A 16,359-nucleotide genomic window follows, 5' to 3' on the forward strand; every position below is an offset into this window, starting at 1 on the left:
CCGGTGAAGCGCATCCTCACCGGCACGCCGGTCGACGAGGCCGTCTCGGTCGAGGCCCTCACCGATCCGACGAGCGTGGCGCCCTTCGTCGCGCTTGCCGCCGCCCGGCGATCGCGAGGGGCGGACCGCTGATCGGGGGCGTCGGAGGCTGCTACAGGGTGCCTGAGGCAATGGTGGGCAGGGTCGGCTCGTCGGCTCCGCCGGCGTCCTCGACGGTGACGCCGACCTCGTCGACGGGCACGTCGTCGACCTGCAGCCGCACCGACCCGTCGGAGTCGGGGGTGAAGAGGCCGGCCGGCACCATCTGGCCCTCCTTCTCGAACCACAGGGCGTAGGCCTTGCCGGTGGGCGGCGGGGCCATGTCATCGGCGACGACGACGGAGCGGCCGTGGTCCTCGGAGACGACGAGGCGCATGGTGCCGCTATCGCCCTCGGCCAGTGCGATGGCCTGGGCGTCGGGCGACGAGACGATGGCGACGACCTGTTCGGCGCGATCGGCACGGTGGTCGGCCTGGAGCACGAGAGCGCCGAGGGCGACCACCACGGCGATCACGGCGGCGGCGGCGAGGGCCAGGGGCCAGGTGCGGCGCAGGTCGCGCGGCAGGGCGACGGCGCCGCCGGGGGCGACCTGCCGGGTGCGGGCCGCCTGGGTCAGCACCTGGCTGCGGAGCGAGGCGGGAGGCACGATGGCGGCGGCCCGGCCCAGGTGGGCGGCGGCGGCCAGCAGCTCGGCCGCCTCAGCCCGACAGTCCGGGCAGCGCTCGGCGTGGACCTCGAAGAGGTCGCGCTCATCGGGGGGAAGGGCGTCGAGGACGTAGGGCCCGACGAGGGTGTGGGGATCAGGGGTCATGATGTCACCTCCAGCGTGTCTCGGAGTCGGATCATCCCGTCACGGATGCGGGTCTTGACAGTGCCCAAGGGCAGCTCGAGGATCTCGGCCACCTGGGCGTAGGTGTAGCCGCCGTAGTAGGCGAGCTCGATGGTCTGGCGTTGCAGGTCGGTCAGCTGATCGAGGGCGGCGGCCACCTCGGCCCGCTCCGCGTCCTCGGCGACGACGCCGGCGACAGGATCGGGGTCACCGGCACCGGTGCGCTCGGCGTCGCGGACCCGGCGGTTGCGCTCGGCCTGCTCGCTGCGCACCCGGTCGACCGACCGGCGGTGGGCGATGGTGGCGATCCACGTGCGACACGAGCCCTTCGACGGGTCATAGGTCGGCGCCAGGCGCCACACCTCGAGGAGCACCTCCTGAGCGACCTCGTCGGCCTGGTGCGGATCGCGCACGACTCGGCGGGCGATGCCGGCGACGGTGGGGGTGACCAGGTCGTAGAGAGCGGCGAAGGCGTCGCTGTCACCGCGGGCGACCGAGGCGAGCAGGGCATTCGCGTTCCCGGGTGCTCCCGAGGGGACGGGCTGGAGGTGGCGGCGGGGGCGACCCATCAGACGACGCAACCCGTCACGGGAGCGCGGTGCGGCAGTGGGCTGAGGTGCCATGCCGTGATCTGTAGCATGTCGTGGGCCACGAGCCCTCCTCGTCGGGTGTCGTTGCCGGGGGGCGAGAGACGACCCGCTCGCGCACGGTGGCAGCACCGTGGGTTCGATCCCTCCCGCCGGCAGGATTGGTCGGGATCGCGATCGTTGTCGGACCGGTGCGGCGCCAGGTACGGTCGACCACCGATGCCGCCTCGCGCCGACCGCCCGGCCCGGCGGATCCGCTACCGCGACATCTCCGAGGATCTGCGGGCGCGCATCGACGGCGGCGAGTTCGGCGACCGACGGCTCCTGCCCAGCGAGTCCGAGCTCTCCGCCCGCTACGAGGCGAGCCGGGTCACGGTGCGCAAGGCCCTCGACGAGCTCCGCGGCGAGGGCCTCGTCGATTCCCGACAGGGCTTCGGCTGGTTCGTGGCCGGGGTCCCGTTCCGCCAGCACCTGGCCCGGCTCGGCACCATCGAGGCTCAGCTCGAGGCCGACGGCCGCCGGTCCGAGCGCCGCATCGTCGACTTCGGCTTCGTGGCCGCACCGCCCCGGGCCCGCGCTGTGCTCGGGGTCGACAAGGTGCTGCGCGTGGCCCGGGTCAACCTGGCCGATGGCGAGCCCTTCGCCCGGGTGACGGTGTGGTGCCCCGAGGAGCTGGGGCTCGAGCTGTCGCGGGCGCAGGTCGCCGAGCACTCGTTCCACGAGCTGCTCCCCGTCCGCTTCGGGGGGGCGGTCCAGACCATCGAGGCCCACGCCGCCTCGGCCACCGACGCCGCCCTGCTCGAGATCCCCGAGTCCTCGCCGGTGCTGGTCTGCGAGCGGGTCACCGACGACGCGGCCGGTCGTCCCGTCCTCGTCGCTGAGTACGTCTTCCCCGGCCACCGCAGCGCCTTCACCGTGGACCTGCCCCAGCCCGAGGCGTCGATCGGGCCCAGCGGCCTGCGTCTGGTCGACGGCGCCCCGCCCCGCTGATCGCCTCGCGCGCGGGGTGGGCGAGCTCGGCCCCCGGACCGGCGGCGGCTACCAGGTGTCCCAGTGGACGAGGCGCGAGGAGTCGATCCGCGACGCCGCCTTGAAGTCGGTGCCCAGGGTGTAGGCCACCGGGAACAACCCGGCCTGGGTGACCTTGTCGTGGGGGAGGCCGAGGATCTCGGCCGCCTCGGCCTCGGACGGCAGGTGCAGGGTCGTCCACGACGAGCCCAGGCCCCGGCTGCGCAGCGCGAGCATGAAGCTCCAGGCGGCCGGGAGGATGGAGCCCCAGAAGCTGGCCTGGGCGAAGGTGTCGGCGCCGTCAACCCGACCCCACTGGCAGGGGATCACGTGCACCGGAACCTCGTGGAGGTGGTCGCGGAGGTAGCGGGCCGACGCGGACACCCGGGGGGCGGCGTCGGCTCGGGGGTCGCCGCTCGGGTAGGGGGCGGCCTCCTCCGAGAGGGCGATGTAGGGATCGAAGTGCCGGGCGTAGAGCTCGGCGAGGGCGCGACGCTTCTCGGCGGCGGTGACCACGACCCAGTGCCAGGACTGGGAGTTCGAGCCTGACGGGGCCTGAAGAGCCACCTCGATGCAGTCCTGCACCACGTCGCGGGGCACGGGACGGCCCAGGTCGAGGCGCTTGCGTACGCTCCGGGTGGTCGAGAGGAGCTCATCGGGGGAGAGGTCGAGGGCCATGGACGCGGAACCTACTCAGGTCACCCCACCCCCACCGCGCGGGGGCGGGGCCGGCGGCGGTGCGTGCCAGACTCGGCCCGTGCCCGACCCCGCTCCGACCCGACGGACCCTGCCCCGGGCCCGCCGGCGCACCGGTCTCGTCTCTGTCGGCGTGATGGTCGCTCTCGGGCTCGCGGCCTGCGGCGTCGAGGTGCCTGACGAGGTCGCGTCCCGGGCCACCTCCACCACCACGACGACCGAGGGCGGAACGCCCACCACCGAGGCCCCGACGAGTGACGACGAGCTCGAGCAGGCCCTTCTCGACAACGGCTACACCCTCGATGAAGCGCGGTGCGGAGCCGAGAACCTGCGGGCCGAGGTCGATGACGACGAGATCGACGAGATCATCGAGGCCGACACCATCGAGGACATCGATCCCGCCACGGCGGCGGACTTCGCCTCGGCGCTGCAGGACTGCGTCGAGGACGGGGCGACCGACGGCGATGACGACTCTGAGCGCCCCGACGATGACGGAGACGTCGAGGGCGACGAGGGCGACGAGGACGACGAGGACGACGACGGCCCCCGCGACCCCGATCGTCCGCGCGACCCTGATCGCCCCCGCGACCCCGACCGTCCCCGTGATCCGGACCGTCCCGACGGCGGGGCGGACATGCCCGACTTCGGCGACGACAGCGAGGGCGACGTCAGTCGATCCCGGTTCCTCTCGGCGCTGATCGTGTCGGGCGTGTCCGACACCGAGGCCCGGTGCATCGTCGACGCCGTCTACTCCGAGCTCGAGCAAGACGACATCAACGACCTCTTCCACGCCGCCTCCACCGAGGACATCCCGCCCGACGTGGTCACCGTGTTCGAGGGCATCATCGACGAGTGCCGCTGACCGACGCCCTCACGGGACCTTTGAGCGGTTGAGTGCAGATGCGGCGCACAACCGCTCAAAGCTGGCGGGGACCCGTCAGTCGCGGAGCGGCCAGGGCTCGCGACGGGTGCGGCGGTGTGACCGGCGGTCGCCGAGGGCCCAGGCCCGGCGCCAGGCGCCGGCGTCGGGACCTGACAGCGGCGGGCTCAGGCCGGCGTGGGCCCGACGGCGGGCCGTCCACCAGTCGCCGGCCACCTCGTCGGCCAGGGCGGTGACGGCGGCCTCGATGCGCACCGAGAGGTCGCGCATGTCCTCGTCTGGGCCGGGCTGCAGCGGGGTGCCGAAGGTGACTCGCGTCCGGCCTGGCACCAGCTTCGAGGTGCCCTTGGGCAAGATGCGCCCCGTGCCCTCGAGGTGCACGGGCACGACGGGCACGCCGGTGCGCACGGCGAGGAAGGCGGCGCCGGCCCGGAAGGCCTGGCCCCAGCGGTCGGGGCTGCGGCCCCCCTCCGGGAAGATCACCATGCTCCAGCCGTCGTCGATCAGCTCGGCCGCGAGGGCCGCGGACCGACGCGTCACCTTGGTCCGCTCGATGGGGATGGCGTTCAACGCCAGCGCTGCGAGGGTGGCCTTCACCCGGCTGTCGAAGAAGTAGTCGGCGGCCGCCCCGGCGAAGGCCCGGTGGCGCCACGGCTCGGGCAGTGAGGTGAGCAGCAGCCCGGCGTCGATGTGGCTCAGGTGGTTGGCGGCGAAGATGGCCGGGCCGTTCAGGCCGACGAGGCGGTCGTAGCCGCGCCGGTCGGGGTCCGCGATGGCCCACACCAGAGGCCGCACCGCGCCCTCGAGCAGCGCCAGGCGACCGAGCCGGGCCGCCGGGCTGCGGGCCCACTCGGTGTCGTAGGCCCCGCCCAGCCGGGTCTCCTTCGGGGTCGGTTCGACCCCGCCGGGCACGGTGGGGGCCCGCAGCGGGAACTGCATCGCGCCGCTCACGCGCCGCGCGGTGGGAAGCCGTCGCTGCAGCCGCACTGCGGTGCGCAGCGCGACCTCGGCTCGCGTGGGCCCCGCCCGCTCGCCGTTCACGTGACTCTCCATGCGAACTGGGCTGAGCTCTGGTCGTCAGGGCGGCCAGGATCCGCCCCAGTGCGAGAGGTGGGGCCTGTCATCGTCCGGCTCACGTGACGTCAGCCATGACGATCGGTGGGTTGTGGAGGTGGGTGACCGTCGGTTGGGGCCCGACGGTGTCGGTGGCCATCTCGAGGGCGTCCTGCATGGTCGAGGCGGGACGGAAGCCGAGGCGGCGGACGGCCGGGACGTTGCCGCCGACGATGATGACCGAGCCGAGGTGCGCGAGGGCGTGGGCGCCCCAGTACCACATGTAGAACGGGTGGACGCCGTGGTAGGCGTGGCTGGTGCGGTAGAGGTGCCGGTACCACTCGTCCTCCGCGTAGCGCTTCTCGTACGTCTCGGCGATGAGCTTCGGGTCGGTGGTGTCGGCCAGCACCTCCTCGAAGAAGTCGATGTAGCTCGGGTGGTGCACCGGGTGGAACTCCCAGGGCGTGGGGTGGCTCATGATGAGCACGCCGCCCTCGCGCACCAGGGGCCGCCCCCGGTACATGTTGAAGAAGTACCCGAGGCCCAGGCACATGACCAGGATCGGGTTCATGATCGAGTTCACGTTGTAGGGGCAGATGTAGGGCAGGCCCAGGGTGAGGATGTCGGTCTGGCCCTCGACCGGCACCAGGTGCTGGGCGAAGCAGTGCTCGAGGGTGCGCTCGTGCACCGGCTCGATCGCCCCTGCGGTCACCGAGGTGACGCCGTAGGGCGCCTCGTGGCTCTGGAAGATCCGGCGGCGGCTGTTGGCGCTCATGCGCTTGAGCCCGGCCGACATGGCCATGTACGTGGCCCGGTCGCGGCCACTCCACTCCCACTCGCGCTTCTGGAGCACCGAGAGGGGCCCGGTCTCGCCGAAGACGTTGGTGTTGAGGGTCGACTCGATCTGGAAGACCTTCACCCCGGCGTCACGGATGACCTTGCCCATGCGCCAGTTGGAGTGGTGGAGCTCGGAGCTGTGGCGGTCCATGAACGACCGGGAGTGCTCCATGGTCGCCGGGTTGTGGTGGTGGCGGATGCTGCGGTAGCTCGCCAGCCCGGTGGCGGTGCTCTTGTGGCCGCCGTCCATGGAGACGATGTTGATGTTGACGTAGACGAGCAGGTCGGATTCGGCGGCGGCCTTGTTGATCTCGATCTCCTCGCCCTGGGGCGTGGTGCCGAGGAAGGCGAGGTCGTCGGGGTCCTCGGCGTCGTGGTTGTAGAGGCGGCCGTCGGGAGCGAAGGCGTCATAGACCCGGTCGCCGACGGCGTGGCGCAGCTCGTCCTCGGTCATCCGCCGGTGCAGGGCGAGAGCGGCGATGATGCGCACGTCATCGACCCCGGCGGCGGCGGCCAGGTCGAGCACGGCCTCGATGACCCGCTGGCGGATGTCGGGCCGCTTCATCTTGGGCAGCGGCAGCGACACGTCGTCGAAGGCGATCACGAGCCGCATGCCGGGAAACAGCAGCGACGGCAGCGGGTCGCTGTCGAGGGGGTGGAGCAGGGTGTCACCGATGGCGCCCTCGACGTCGCGGATCGCGTCCAGCGGTTCACCCGGGTACACCACGCGGCTGCGCCCCGCCGGCAGCTTCTCGAGCCGGAACGACTCGCCGTGGTGGAACAGGATCGGAGGGGTCGACGAATCGACGTCGAGCACGAGTCCGGGGCGGGGCATCAGCAGGTCTCCATCGAGGCCGGAACCCCGAAACTGCCACCCTGGTGGGCCCACGGGGCACAGGAGGGTGGCGGTTTCAGGGAAGATGGGAGGATCGGGGTCATCGGCGCTTCTCCGCCCGCAGGTCGAAGGCGATCTTCACCGCGCCGCGCGAGCCGGCGGCGGCGGCGTGGGCGATCGCTTCCCGGTGGCGGTCGAGGGTGTAGGTGGCGCTCAGAAGCCGGCCGAGGTCGGCCGCGGCCACCACGTCGAAGGCGGTGGCGAAGTCGTCCCGGTCGTACGCGTAGCAGCCCCGCAGCGAGGTCTCCCGGTGCCAGAGCGGGGTGAGGTCGAGGGTGGTGGTGCCGGGCATGCCGACGACCAGCACGTCGCCGCCGGGGGCCACGACCTTGAGGGCCTGGGTGAGTGAGTCGGCCGAGCCCACGCAGTCGACCACGGTGGGCACCCCGCCGGTGAGCTGGCCGTGGGCGGCCGCGGCGGTGGCGTCGTCGGGCGCCATCACCAGCGAGGCGGTGGCCGAGCGCACCGCCCGGGGCAGCTCGGAGGGGGTCACCACCCGGGTGGCCCCCAGAGCGCGCGCCAGGCGTCGCTGCTCAGGGTGCTTGGCCGTGGCGATGACGGAGCGCTCGGTGCCGCCGTCGAGGTGACGCAGGGCGGCGAGGGTAGTGAGGCCGAGGGTGCCGGCCCCGATGAGGGCGACGGGGCCGTGGCCGCCGGCGGCGCCGGCCCGGATGGACCGGGCGGCGTGGACGGCGCAGGCGGTGGGCTCGACGAGCACCGCGGCCTCGTCGGCCATGGCCTCGGGCACGGCGACGAGCTGGTCGGGGTGGGCCAGCATGCCCGTCGACCAGCCCCCGCCGGTCTCCCGGCAGAAGCCGCTCTGCAGGGCCGGATCGAGGTGGCCGAAGGCGATGCGCTCGCAGTGGTGGGTGCGGCCCGCCGCACACGACGGGCACGGAGGGTCGATGCCGCGCACCGCACAGTGCAGCACTGGGATGAGCACCGCCCGGGTGTCGTCGTCGAGGTCGCCCACGACCTCGTGGCCCGGCGTGAAGGGGAACGAGACGATGGGCTCGAAGTACCGGCTGGAGCGGCCGTCGATGGCGGCGAGGTCACTGCCGCAGATGCCGGCCAGGCGCGGCCGCAGGCGCACCCACGCCTCGGTGGGCGGGTCGAGCTCGTCGCCCTCGGAGAGCTTCAGGGGGCCGACCACGGCGCCGCTGCCGGGCACGGCGCGCCCCGCCACCGCCGCCGCCGCGAACCGCGCCGGCTTCCGGGAGAAGACCAGCGCCCTCATCGCACCCGGCGGCGCGCGGCGCGGTCGGGGCTCCGGTAGCCGGGCACCCGCAGGGGCTCGCGGCGGGGGCCGGGCGGCTTGGACAGCGGCACCCGCGGCGGCACGAACCCGGGCGCCTTGTCCCACTGCTCGACCAACCAGCCCCGCTTGCGGGCCAGGGACGCGAGGCGGGCCTCGGGGTTGACGGCCACGGGGAAGCCGACGGCCTCGAGCATCGGCAGGTCGCTGGTCGAATCCGCATACGCCACGGCCTCGGCCACGTCGAGGCCGTGGAGGTCGGCGTAGTCGTAGAGGGCCTGGGCCCGGCTCTCGCCGGTGGGCGGCACCCTCGTCATCTGCCCGGTGTAGGTGCCGTCGGCGCCCACGGTCATCTCGGTGCTGACGATGTCGTCGAACAGCGGGCGCAGCGGGGCGACGACGAAGTCGAGGGCGCCGGTGATCAGCACGGTGCGGTGCCCGAGCGCCCGGTGCTCTCGGACCCGGCGCAGCCCGGCCGGGAACGACTTGGTGAGGATGAGCTCGGAGAGCATCTCGGCGCTGTCGGTGAACAGCTCGTGGGCCGGCGCACCCTCGTAGCGGCGGTAGAAGTGGCGCAGGAAGTCGCTGCGGTCCCGACGGTCGAGGCGCAGCAGCGCCGGGCCCTCGGCCAGCAGGCGGGCGGCGAGCGTGCGGCGGTCGGAGGCTTCGAGGCGGCGGGTGGCCAGCCACGCGAACGACGTCACCACGTTCGATGCGATGAGGGTGTTCTCGAGGTCGAAGGCGGCGATCTGGCGCTCGGGGGCCAGGACCTGGCGGCGGAGCCGGGTGGTGCGGTCCTCGCTGGTGCTCGGTCCGCCCTCGGTGCGGACCCGGGCGCTCTTGACCACCGACGGCAGGTGGATCTCGCGGACGTAGTGATCCCAGTCGACGACGCGCGGGTCGCAGCCGAAGGTGACCTGGTCACCGGGGGAGTGGGCGGCGTGCAGCGCCAGCAGCCCGTCGACGCCGTAGATGGCCTCGCACTCGGTGTAGGCGCCGTAGAGCGTGACGTAGGTCGAGGCCCGCTCCACCAGCTCGCGCTTCTCCTCGATGCCGGCCGCCCACTGGGCCTGCTTGCCGCGGAGGGGCAGGGCGGCGAGCACCTTCTCGGCGGTGCCGAGCACCTTCTTGGCCCGGTTGAGCTCGCCCTCGACCTGGCCCCGACCCCGGAACTTGAACTCCGGGACGCTGATGGGCTGGCCGTCGCGGTCGTAGATCGGGTGCTCGGTGAACCATCCCGACACCAGGTCGACCATGCGCTGGAACTCGAGCGGGTTGGCCGACCCCGATGCCACCTGGGTGATGTCGGGGCTGCCGTCGGCGTTCGCAGGGCCACGGGCCGCCACCGAGCAGATGGCCCCGACCACGAGGTCGACGGGGATCACGTCGACCACACCCTCGGGCACGCCGGGGAACTGGCTGAGCAGGCCCCGGGCGTAGGACACGATGACCGGCTCGGCCATGCGGAACCCTCGGATCCAGCCCGGCATCGGCTCGGACCAGGCCGATTCGATGATGGCGGGGCGGACGATGGAGACGGGCACGTCGCCGCGGGACTGGCCCAGGGCCTTCTCGCCCAGGGCCTTGGTCATGGCGTAGGCGTCGGGCCAGCCCAACGATGCGGCTCGGGCCCGACCGGCCTCGACGAGCTGGTCCTTCACCCAGGCGTGGCGCCGCTGCTCGGTCTTCTCGGCCAGCAGGGGCGTGCCGGCGGCACCCAGCTCGTCGCGCGCCTCGGACCTCAACCGCACCAGGTCGTCGGGGCGGCGGCTCGCGGCCTCGGCGTCGGCCCGCATGCGCCGGGCGGCCTCGACCTCTTGCCGGTGGTCGACGTCGATCCAGAACGGGCTCTCGTCGACCCGGATCTCGGGCGCCGCGCCCCGCCGGTTGCCGGCCACGTAGCAGGTGGACACGGCGACGAGGTGGGGGGTGACCCCGAGGTCGCCGAGGGTCAGGGCGATGCGCGACGGTCCCAGCAGGTTGACCTCGACGGCGAGGTCGAGGGGTGAGTCGAACGACACGGTGGCGGCGGAGTGGATGACGGTGTCGCACGACGCGAGCGCGGCGCGCCCGGCTTCGTCGAGCCCGAGGCCGTCGGTGGCCACGTCGCCGGCCACCACGGTCACCCGGCGGGCGACAAGCGCGTCGAAGGCGGCCGGGTCGTCGAGCTCGGCCCGGAGGCGGTCGAAGCAGTCGTTGCGGAAGATCTCGCGTTGGGCCCGCTGGGCGACGGTGCGCTTGCGCCCCGGACGCACGAGGAGCACGAGCTCGCAGCCCGGCGCGGCCCGCAGCAGGCGTTCGACGAGGGCCGTGCCGAGGAACCCCGTCGCCCCGGTGACGAACAGGCGGCGGCCGTGCAGGGCCTCGGCCACCGGCGAGGCGGGGGACGCAGGGGGGTCGGCGGCCATCACCGAGGACCGTAGCCCATCTCTCTACCAAGTGGTAGACAGGCTCCGGTGCCCTCAACCTGCGACCGCATCCTCGCTGCGGCCCTCGCCGGCTTCGCGCGCCGGGGGGTGGAGGCCACCTCGCTCGACGACGTGGCCGATGCGGTCGGGGTGCGCAAGCAGACCATCCTGTACTGGTTCGGCTCCAAGGACGCACTGGTGGCCGGTGTGGTGACTGCGGCGGTGGCCGAGCTGGGCGACGCCCTCGATCGCGCCGTGGCGTCGCCGCGACCCGGGCGTCCGCCCACCGTGGCCGTGGTCGACGAGGTGTTGCGCCTCGGGGCTCGGCGCCCCGACCTGCTGGTGCTGCTGCGAGAGGTCACCCGCGTGGGCCCGTCGGCCACCGGGTCCCTGGCCGAGTCGATCGCCCCCCGCCTCGACGGCGCGGCGCGGGCGTTGGCCGGCCCCGACAGCGGACCGGTCGAGCGGGAGCGGGCCCGGCGGCGTCTGCTGGAGGCCGGGGCCCACGTGATCGCCACCGCGGTGGAGGCCGAGCTGCTCACCGAGCTGGGCGTGGCCCCGGACCGGGCCTGGCTGCGCCGTCGCCGGGCCGACCTGTTGGCCGCCCTCGCCCGCTGACCTGGGTGGGTGTTCAGGCGGCGATGACCGAGGCGACGCCGGCGGCGAGCCCCATGCCGACGGAGAGGCCACCGAAGAGAGCGGACACCATCCACACGGTCTGGCGGCGGAACAGGCTGTGCATCTCGACGCGGAGACCCTGCACCTCGCCCTGCATGTCGACCAGGAGGGCTTGCACCTCGACCCGGAGGTCCTGCATCTCGACCCGGAGCTCCGCCGCAGTGACCTGCACGTCGGCGGCGAGCAGCTGGAAATCGGCCCGGGTCGCGGGCTCGTCGGTGTCTCGGGAGGGGAACTGGGAGAGCAAGGCGTCTGCCTCCTCCTCACCCACGATGGGCGACAGCTTGGCGTAGATCGTGGTGCGGTGCTTGTGGGACAGGGTCATGGCGCGTCCTCGGGTCGGGGTCGAGACGAGGGGAAGCGTCGATCTTCAGGTTACCGGAGGGGTGCGACACGGGGGCGCGGTTCAGCCCGCGTCGGCGCCGCTGGGGCGTGGGCCACGTCGGCCGGGGTGAACGGGCGGGTCGTGGCCGCCAGCTCGAGGAGGATGCCGTCGGGGTCCGAAAAGTAGACCGACCGCACGAACACCCCGGGGTGGACGTCGCGGGCCACGCCCCACTCGCTGTCGTCGTGGTTGAACGTCTCGCTGCACTCGACGCCGGCGGCGATCAACCGGTCGCGGTACTCCTCGATGCGCTCAGCGGGCACGGCGAAGGCGACGTGGTTCATCGACCCCACCGCGCTGAGCAGGTCGCCTGTGTCGGGGCGGGCGACGGGGCCGGTGATGCCGACCACCGGGTCGGGGGCATCGGGGAACCAGAAGAAGGCGAGCAGGTCACCGCCCCCGCAGTCGAAGAAGAAGTGCTGCCCCAGGTCCCCGGGCAGCTCGACGGTCTTGACCAGGGCCATGCCGAGGATGCCCTCGTAGAAGGCCACCGTCCGGGCCATGTCGCGGCACACCAAGGCCAGGTGGTTGATGCCTGAGAGCTGCATCGGTCCGACGTCGCCCATCACTGCCTCCTGTCGACCCGTCCCCGGGTCCGGAGCCTACGGCCTCGGTGCGCCGCCCGGGCGAGGAACGCCCGCCTCAGGCCTGGGCTGGGCCCGGCCGAAGCCGGCGCGGTGGGCATGGCGCTTGAGGCCGAGGCGCACCATCTCGGTGATGAGCTCGGGGTAGGCCACGCCCGAGGCTGCCCACAGCGATGGGAACATCGAGTACGGGGTGAAGCCCGGGATGGTGTTGACCTCGTTGAGCAGCAGACCCCGGCCCCCCTCCTCGTAGAACAGGTCGACGCGGGCGTAGCCGTCGGCCCGCAGCCCCCGGTAGGCAGCGAGGGCGAGGGCCTGGGCCGCCTCGGTGACCCCCTCGGGCAGCTCGGCCGGCACCACCAGCCGGGCCGCGCCGTCCACGTACTTGTCGTCGTAGTCGTAGAACTCATGGGTCGGGACGATCTCACCGGGCACCGACACCCGCAGCTCGGCGTTGCCGATCACGCCCAGCTCGATCTCGCGCCCGGCGACGGCCTCCTCGACCACGACCCACTCGTCGTAGCGAAGGGCATCAGCGAGGGCGACCGCCAGGGCCTCGGGATCGGCCGCCCGGGCCACGCCGACCGAGGAGCCGAGGTTGGCCGGCTTCACGAACACCGGGAGCCCGAGCGTGGCGATGACCCGCTGGCGGAACGCGGCGTCGACCTCGACGTCGCGGCCGACGAGGTGGCGGGCCTGGGGCAGACCGGCGGCGGTGGCCAGCGCCTTGGAGGCGACCTTGTCCATGCAGATTGCGGAGCCGAGCACGCCCGAGCCCACGTAGGGCACGCCGGCCATCTCGAGGAGGCCTTGGACAGTGCCGTCCTCGCCCATGGGACCGTGGATCAGCGGAAGCACCACCACCTGCTGGCCGGGCGCGGTGGCGGCGGCGACACCCAGCGGCTCGATGGCGGTGCCGGCGACGGCCACGGTGCCGCCGATCTCGCCGGCCCGACCGTCGTCGAGGAGGGCCTTGGCCGCATCGGCGAGGAGCCACCGACCCTCCGGGTCGATGCCCACCGGCACGACGTCGAAGCGGTCCCGGTCGACCGCTGCGAGCACGTGGGCGGCGGAGATGCAGGACACGTCGCGCTCGGCCGACACCCCACCGAAGAGCACGACGAGGCGGGTGCGCGGCTCCTCGGACATGGCCGCCGACCCTACCGGGGCCGCCGGGCGGGGTCCGCGGCGGACGTCGCCGGGGGAGCGGTCGACCCCCAGCCCGATGCCTCTCGGGTGAGGTCACCCGCTCAACGTTCGAGCCATCTCCGCCGGCCGACGCCCCATGGTCGCCGGCGCGGCCTCTCAGCCCTATGGTCGCCGGCGATGCGGCTCACCCTCGACGACCTGGCCACCGCCACGGGCGGCAGCCTCCACGGCGATCCGACGACGGTGATCGACGGCCTGTCGATCGACACCCGGTCCCTGGCGCCGGGGGCCGGGTTCGTGGCCCTGGTGGCCGAGCGCGACGGACACGACTTCGTGCCCGCGGCGGTCGAGGCCGGCGCGACCGGGGTGCTGGCGTCGCGGCCGCAGCCCGGTGTGGCCGTGCCGGTGGTCCAGGTCGAGGACACGGCGAGCGCCCTCCTCGCCGTCGGTGGCCTGGCCCGCTCCCGGCTGCCCGACCGGGTCGTGGGCATCACCGGATCGGTCGGCAAGACCTCGACCAAGGACCTGCTGGCCGCCGTGCTCCGGTCGCGTTGGGTGACCGCGGCCAGCGAGCGGTCGTTCAACAACGAGATCGGCGTGCCCCTCACCCTGGTGGGCGCAGCCGACGACACCGGGGCCACCGTCGTGGAGATGGGTGCCCGGAGCCCGGGCCACGTCGCCCTGCTGTGCGGGGTGGCCCGCCCGACGGCGGCGATCGTCACCTCGGTGGCCGCCGCCCACCTGGAGATGTTCGGGTCGATCGACGAGGTGGCCCGGGCCAAGGGTGAGCTCGTCGAGGCCCTTCCGCCGACGGGCGTGGCCGTGCTCAACGCGGAGGATGAACGGGTACGGGCGATGGCGAGCCGCACCTCAGCGCGGGTGTTGACCTACGGGTTGGGCGAGGTCGACGCTGAGGTGCGGGCCGCGAGCCTGGAGCTCGACGAGCTGCTCCGACCCCGGCTCCGCTTACTGACCCCGTGGGGCGACGCCGAGGTGTCCCTCGCCGTGCACGGTGCCCACCAGGCGGCCAACGCGGTGGCCGCCGCTGCCTGCGCGCTGGCCCTGGGCGTCGACCTCGACGACGTGGTGGAGGCCCTCGCCGGCGCCACCGTCTCGGGCCTGCGCATGGAGATCACCCGGGCACCGTCGGGTGCGGTGGTCGTGAACGACGCCTACAACGCCAACCCGACCTCGACCCTGGCCGGCCTCGACGCCCTCGCCGCCCTGCCCGCGGCGGGACGACGGGTCGCGGTGTTCGGGCCCATGGCCGAGCTGGGCGCGGAGGGCGACCGGCTCCACCGGGAGGTGGCCGCCCACGCCGCAGGGCGGGGCATCCGGGTCATCTCGGTGGCGGCGCCAGGCTACGGCATCGAGGGCATCGACGCCGTGGCCGACGTCGACTCCGCCGTCGCCCTGTTGGGGGACTTGGGCGACGGTGATGCCGTGCTCGTCAAGGGCAGCCGGGTGGCCGCTCTCGAGCGGGTGGCCACCGCCCTGCTCGCGCTGTGAGCGAGCGCAGCGAGCGAACACGACAGGACGGGCTCTCCGACGGCGGAGCCGGCGGCGCTCACCTTCGGCGGCGAAGCCGCTGAAAGCGCTCAGAACGCCTCCCCTTGACGGTCAACGGTCACCGTTCGCCATCGCCTACTGGCGCGCGTTCTGAGCTGAGAGGCTTCCGCCCCCTGGCCGCTCGCGCTGAACGGCCAGACCGAGCGACAGGCCGGCGCTCAGGCCCGGCGTTCAGGCCGCCCGGGCGACCTCGACCGACTCGTCGACGCGGGGGCGGAGGTCCATGAGCAGGCCGAGCACGACGGCGACCGTCGCGCCGACCAGCATCATCGCCGTGATCGAGGTCCGCTCGGCCAGCCAGCCGCCGGCCAGGCCGCCGAAGGGCACGGTGCCGCCGAAGCCCATGATCCAGAGGGCCATGACCTTGCCGCGGACCCGGTCGTCGAGGCCCTGTTGCAACACGGTCGACAGTGACGTGATGACCAGGAAGTAGACCGCCCCGACGGCGAAGACCGCTGGGTAGGCCAGCACCGCGGTGCGCAGCAGCGCGAAGCCGGTGAGCAGGACGGCGAAGACGACCAGCCCGACGCGGGTCATGCGGGCCTTGTCGCGCGAGGCGAACAGCGTCCCGACCGAGAGGGCGCCCGAGACCGCCCCCAGACCGAAGCTGGCGTAGAGCAGCCCGTAGGCCGTGCTTCGAGCGTCGATGCCGAGGTTCACATCGGCCAGCTTCGGCATCTGGGTGATGAAGGGGAGGGCCAGCAGCGAGAAGACGAAGATCGTGGTGATGGCCTGACCGATGGCCCGGTGGGCGCGCGCGTAGCGGATGCCCTCGAGGAGGCGGTGCAGCCCCTGAGTGCCCGACGACGGGGCGTCGGGCAGCGTCACCCGGGTCAGGCACGCGATCACCGCGGCGTAGCTCAGCGCGTTCAGCATGAACACCCACGACGCACCGAACCGGGCGAAGAGCACGCTGCCGATGACCGGGCCGATCACTCGCGACGCGTTCATCTGCACCGAGTTGAGCGAGATGGCACCGGCGAGGTCGTGGCGGGGCACGAGGATCGGCACCACCGCGCTGAAGGTCGGTGCGTAGAGGGCGTTGCCGATCCCGATGGCCAGCACGACGACGACGAGCATGACCTTGGGCGGATCTGCGCTCAGGGTGACCAGGGCGAGCAGCACGGAGAAGACGGCTTGTTCGATCGACAGGATGATGAGCAGCTTCTTGCGGTCGAAGCTGTCGGCCATGGCCCCGCCGACCAGCGACAGCAGCAGGAGGGGACCGAGCTGGGCGGCGGTGACGACGCCGACGAACACCGCGGAGCGGGTGAGATCATAGGCGAGGGCGCCGAGCACCACGTTCTGCATCCAGGTGCCGATGTTGGATGCGAAGGCACCGGCGTAGACGGTGCGGAAGGTGCGGTGGCTGAACGCCGAACGAGCGGTGCCGGGGGCGAAGGTGCGACCCCCTTCGAGGTAGGCGGCCTCGACCTCCTCCAGGGCCTCCTCCGGATGCGGGGAGGAGGCGGCGGGCTCGGACACCGAACCCAGGGTACGGCTCCAC

Annotated in this window: 15 protein-coding genes; 4 read left to right on the plus strand and 11 right to left on the minus strand. The window is 73.1% G+C overall.

Annotation, left to right across the window (positions count from 1 at the left end; translation table 11 throughout):
• Window positions 1-151 precede the first annotated feature (151 nt).
• On the minus strand, window positions 152-850 hold the full coding sequence (locus VNL12_RS15255; RefSeq protein WP_325595799.1) for an anti-sigma factor: 699 nt from the start codon (window positions 848-850) through the stop codon (window positions 152-154).
• The gene (gene sigK, locus VNL12_RS15260; RefSeq protein WP_325595800.1) at window positions 847-1,437 is read right to left on the minus strand and encodes an ECF RNA polymerase sigma factor SigK; all 591 of its coding nucleotides are present in this window, start codon (window positions 1,435-1,437) and stop codon (window positions 847-849) included. Before sigK ends, VNL12_RS15255 begins: the two co-directional genes overlap by 4 nt.
• A 237-nt stretch (window positions 1,438-1,674) precedes the next feature.
• Between sigK and VNL12_RS15265 the strand changes: the two genes are divergently transcribed.
• Window positions 1,675-2,445: a GntR family transcriptional regulator gene (locus VNL12_RS15265; protein WP_325595801.1), complete on the plus strand. Its 771-nt coding sequence runs from the start codon at window positions 1,675-1,677 to the stop codon at window positions 2,443-2,445.
• A 48-nt stretch (window positions 2,446-2,493) separates the two neighbouring features.
• Here VNL12_RS15265 and VNL12_RS15270 read toward each other — a convergent pair whose 3' ends face one another.
• Entirely contained in the window at window positions 2,494-3,141 is a 648-nt protein-coding gene (locus tag VNL12_RS15270; RefSeq protein WP_325595802.1) for a nitroreductase family protein, read from the minus strand.
• Window positions 3,142-3,220: 79 nt separating this feature from the next.
• Here VNL12_RS15270 and VNL12_RS15275 point away from each other — a divergent pair, with 79 nt between their 5' ends.
• Window positions 3,221-4,021, plus strand: a complete 801-nt coding sequence (locus VNL12_RS15275; protein WP_325595803.1) for a hypothetical protein — start codon at window positions 3,221-3,223, stop codon at window positions 4,019-4,021.
• 75 nt (window positions 4,022-4,096) lie between these two features.
• On the opposite strand, the gene VNL12_RS15280 is transcribed toward VNL12_RS15275, so the two are convergent.
• From VNL12_RS15280 to VNL12_RS15295, 4 genes are all read right to left on the minus strand, one after another.
• On the minus strand, window positions 4,097-5,092 hold the full coding sequence (locus VNL12_RS15280; RefSeq protein ID WP_325595804.1) for a lysophospholipid acyltransferase family protein: 996 nt from the start codon (window positions 5,090-5,092) through the stop codon (window positions 4,097-4,099).
• A gap of 79 nt (window positions 5,093-5,171) precedes the next feature.
• Entirely contained in the window at window positions 5,172-6,764 is a 1,593-nt protein-coding gene (locus VNL12_RS15285) for a lactate racemase domain-containing protein (protein WP_325595805.1), read from the minus strand.
• A 100-nt stretch (window positions 6,765-6,864) separates the two neighbouring features.
• Window positions 6,865-8,061, minus strand: coding sequence for a zinc-binding dehydrogenase (locus VNL12_RS15290; RefSeq protein WP_325595806.1), 1,197 nt, complete (start codon window positions 8,059-8,061; stop codon window positions 6,865-6,867).
• Window positions 8,058-10,487, minus strand: coding sequence for an HAD-IB family hydrolase (locus VNL12_RS15295; protein ID WP_325595807.1), 2,430 nt, complete (start codon window positions 10,485-10,487; stop codon window positions 8,058-8,060). Before VNL12_RS15295 ends, VNL12_RS15290 begins: the two co-directional genes overlap by 4 nt.
• A gap of 48 nt (window positions 10,488-10,535) precedes the next feature.
• Between VNL12_RS15295 and VNL12_RS15300 the strand changes: the two genes are divergently transcribed.
• Window positions 10,536-11,105, plus strand: coding sequence for a helix-turn-helix domain-containing protein (locus VNL12_RS15300; protein WP_325595808.1), 570 nt, complete (start codon window positions 10,536-10,538; stop codon window positions 11,103-11,105).
• Between the two features lie 13 nt (window positions 11,106-11,118).
• On the opposite strand, the gene VNL12_RS15305 is transcribed toward VNL12_RS15300, so the two are convergent.
• From VNL12_RS15305 to VNL12_RS15315, 3 genes are read right to left on the minus strand one after another with little or no spacing between them, the layout of a single operon-like run.
• The gene (locus tag VNL12_RS15305; protein WP_325595809.1) at window positions 11,119-11,490 is read right to left on the minus strand and encodes a hypothetical protein; all 372 of its coding nucleotides are present in this window, start codon (window positions 11,488-11,490) and stop codon (window positions 11,119-11,121) included.
• A gap of 50 nt (window positions 11,491-11,540) precedes the next feature.
• Entirely contained in the window at window positions 11,541-12,116 is a 576-nt protein-coding gene (locus VNL12_RS15310) for a VOC family protein (RefSeq protein ID WP_325595810.1), read from the minus strand.
• 36 nt (window positions 12,117-12,152) lie between these two features.
• Window positions 12,153-13,283, minus strand: coding sequence for a D-alanine--D-alanine ligase family protein (locus tag VNL12_RS15315; protein WP_325595811.1), 1,131 nt, complete (start codon window positions 13,281-13,283; stop codon window positions 12,153-12,155).
• A gap of 177 nt (window positions 13,284-13,460) precedes the next feature.
• Here VNL12_RS15315 and VNL12_RS15320 point away from each other — a divergent pair, with 177 nt between their 5' ends.
• Entirely contained in the window at window positions 13,461-14,792 is a 1,332-nt protein-coding gene (locus tag VNL12_RS15320) for a UDP-N-acetylmuramoyl-tripeptide--D-alanyl-D-alanine ligase (RefSeq protein ID WP_325595812.1), read from the plus strand.
• 231 nt (window positions 14,793-15,023) lie between these two features.
• On the opposite strand, the gene VNL12_RS15325 is transcribed toward VNL12_RS15320, so the two are convergent.
• Entirely contained in the window at window positions 15,024-16,337 is a 1,314-nt protein-coding gene (locus VNL12_RS15325; RefSeq protein WP_325595813.1) for an MFS transporter, read from the minus strand.
• Window positions 16,338-16,359: the final 22 nt, after the last annotated feature.

It is taken from the genome of Iamia sp. (assembly GCF_035575815.1).
Lineage (GTDB): Bacteria > Actinomycetota > Acidimicrobiia > Acidimicrobiales > Iamiaceae > Iamia.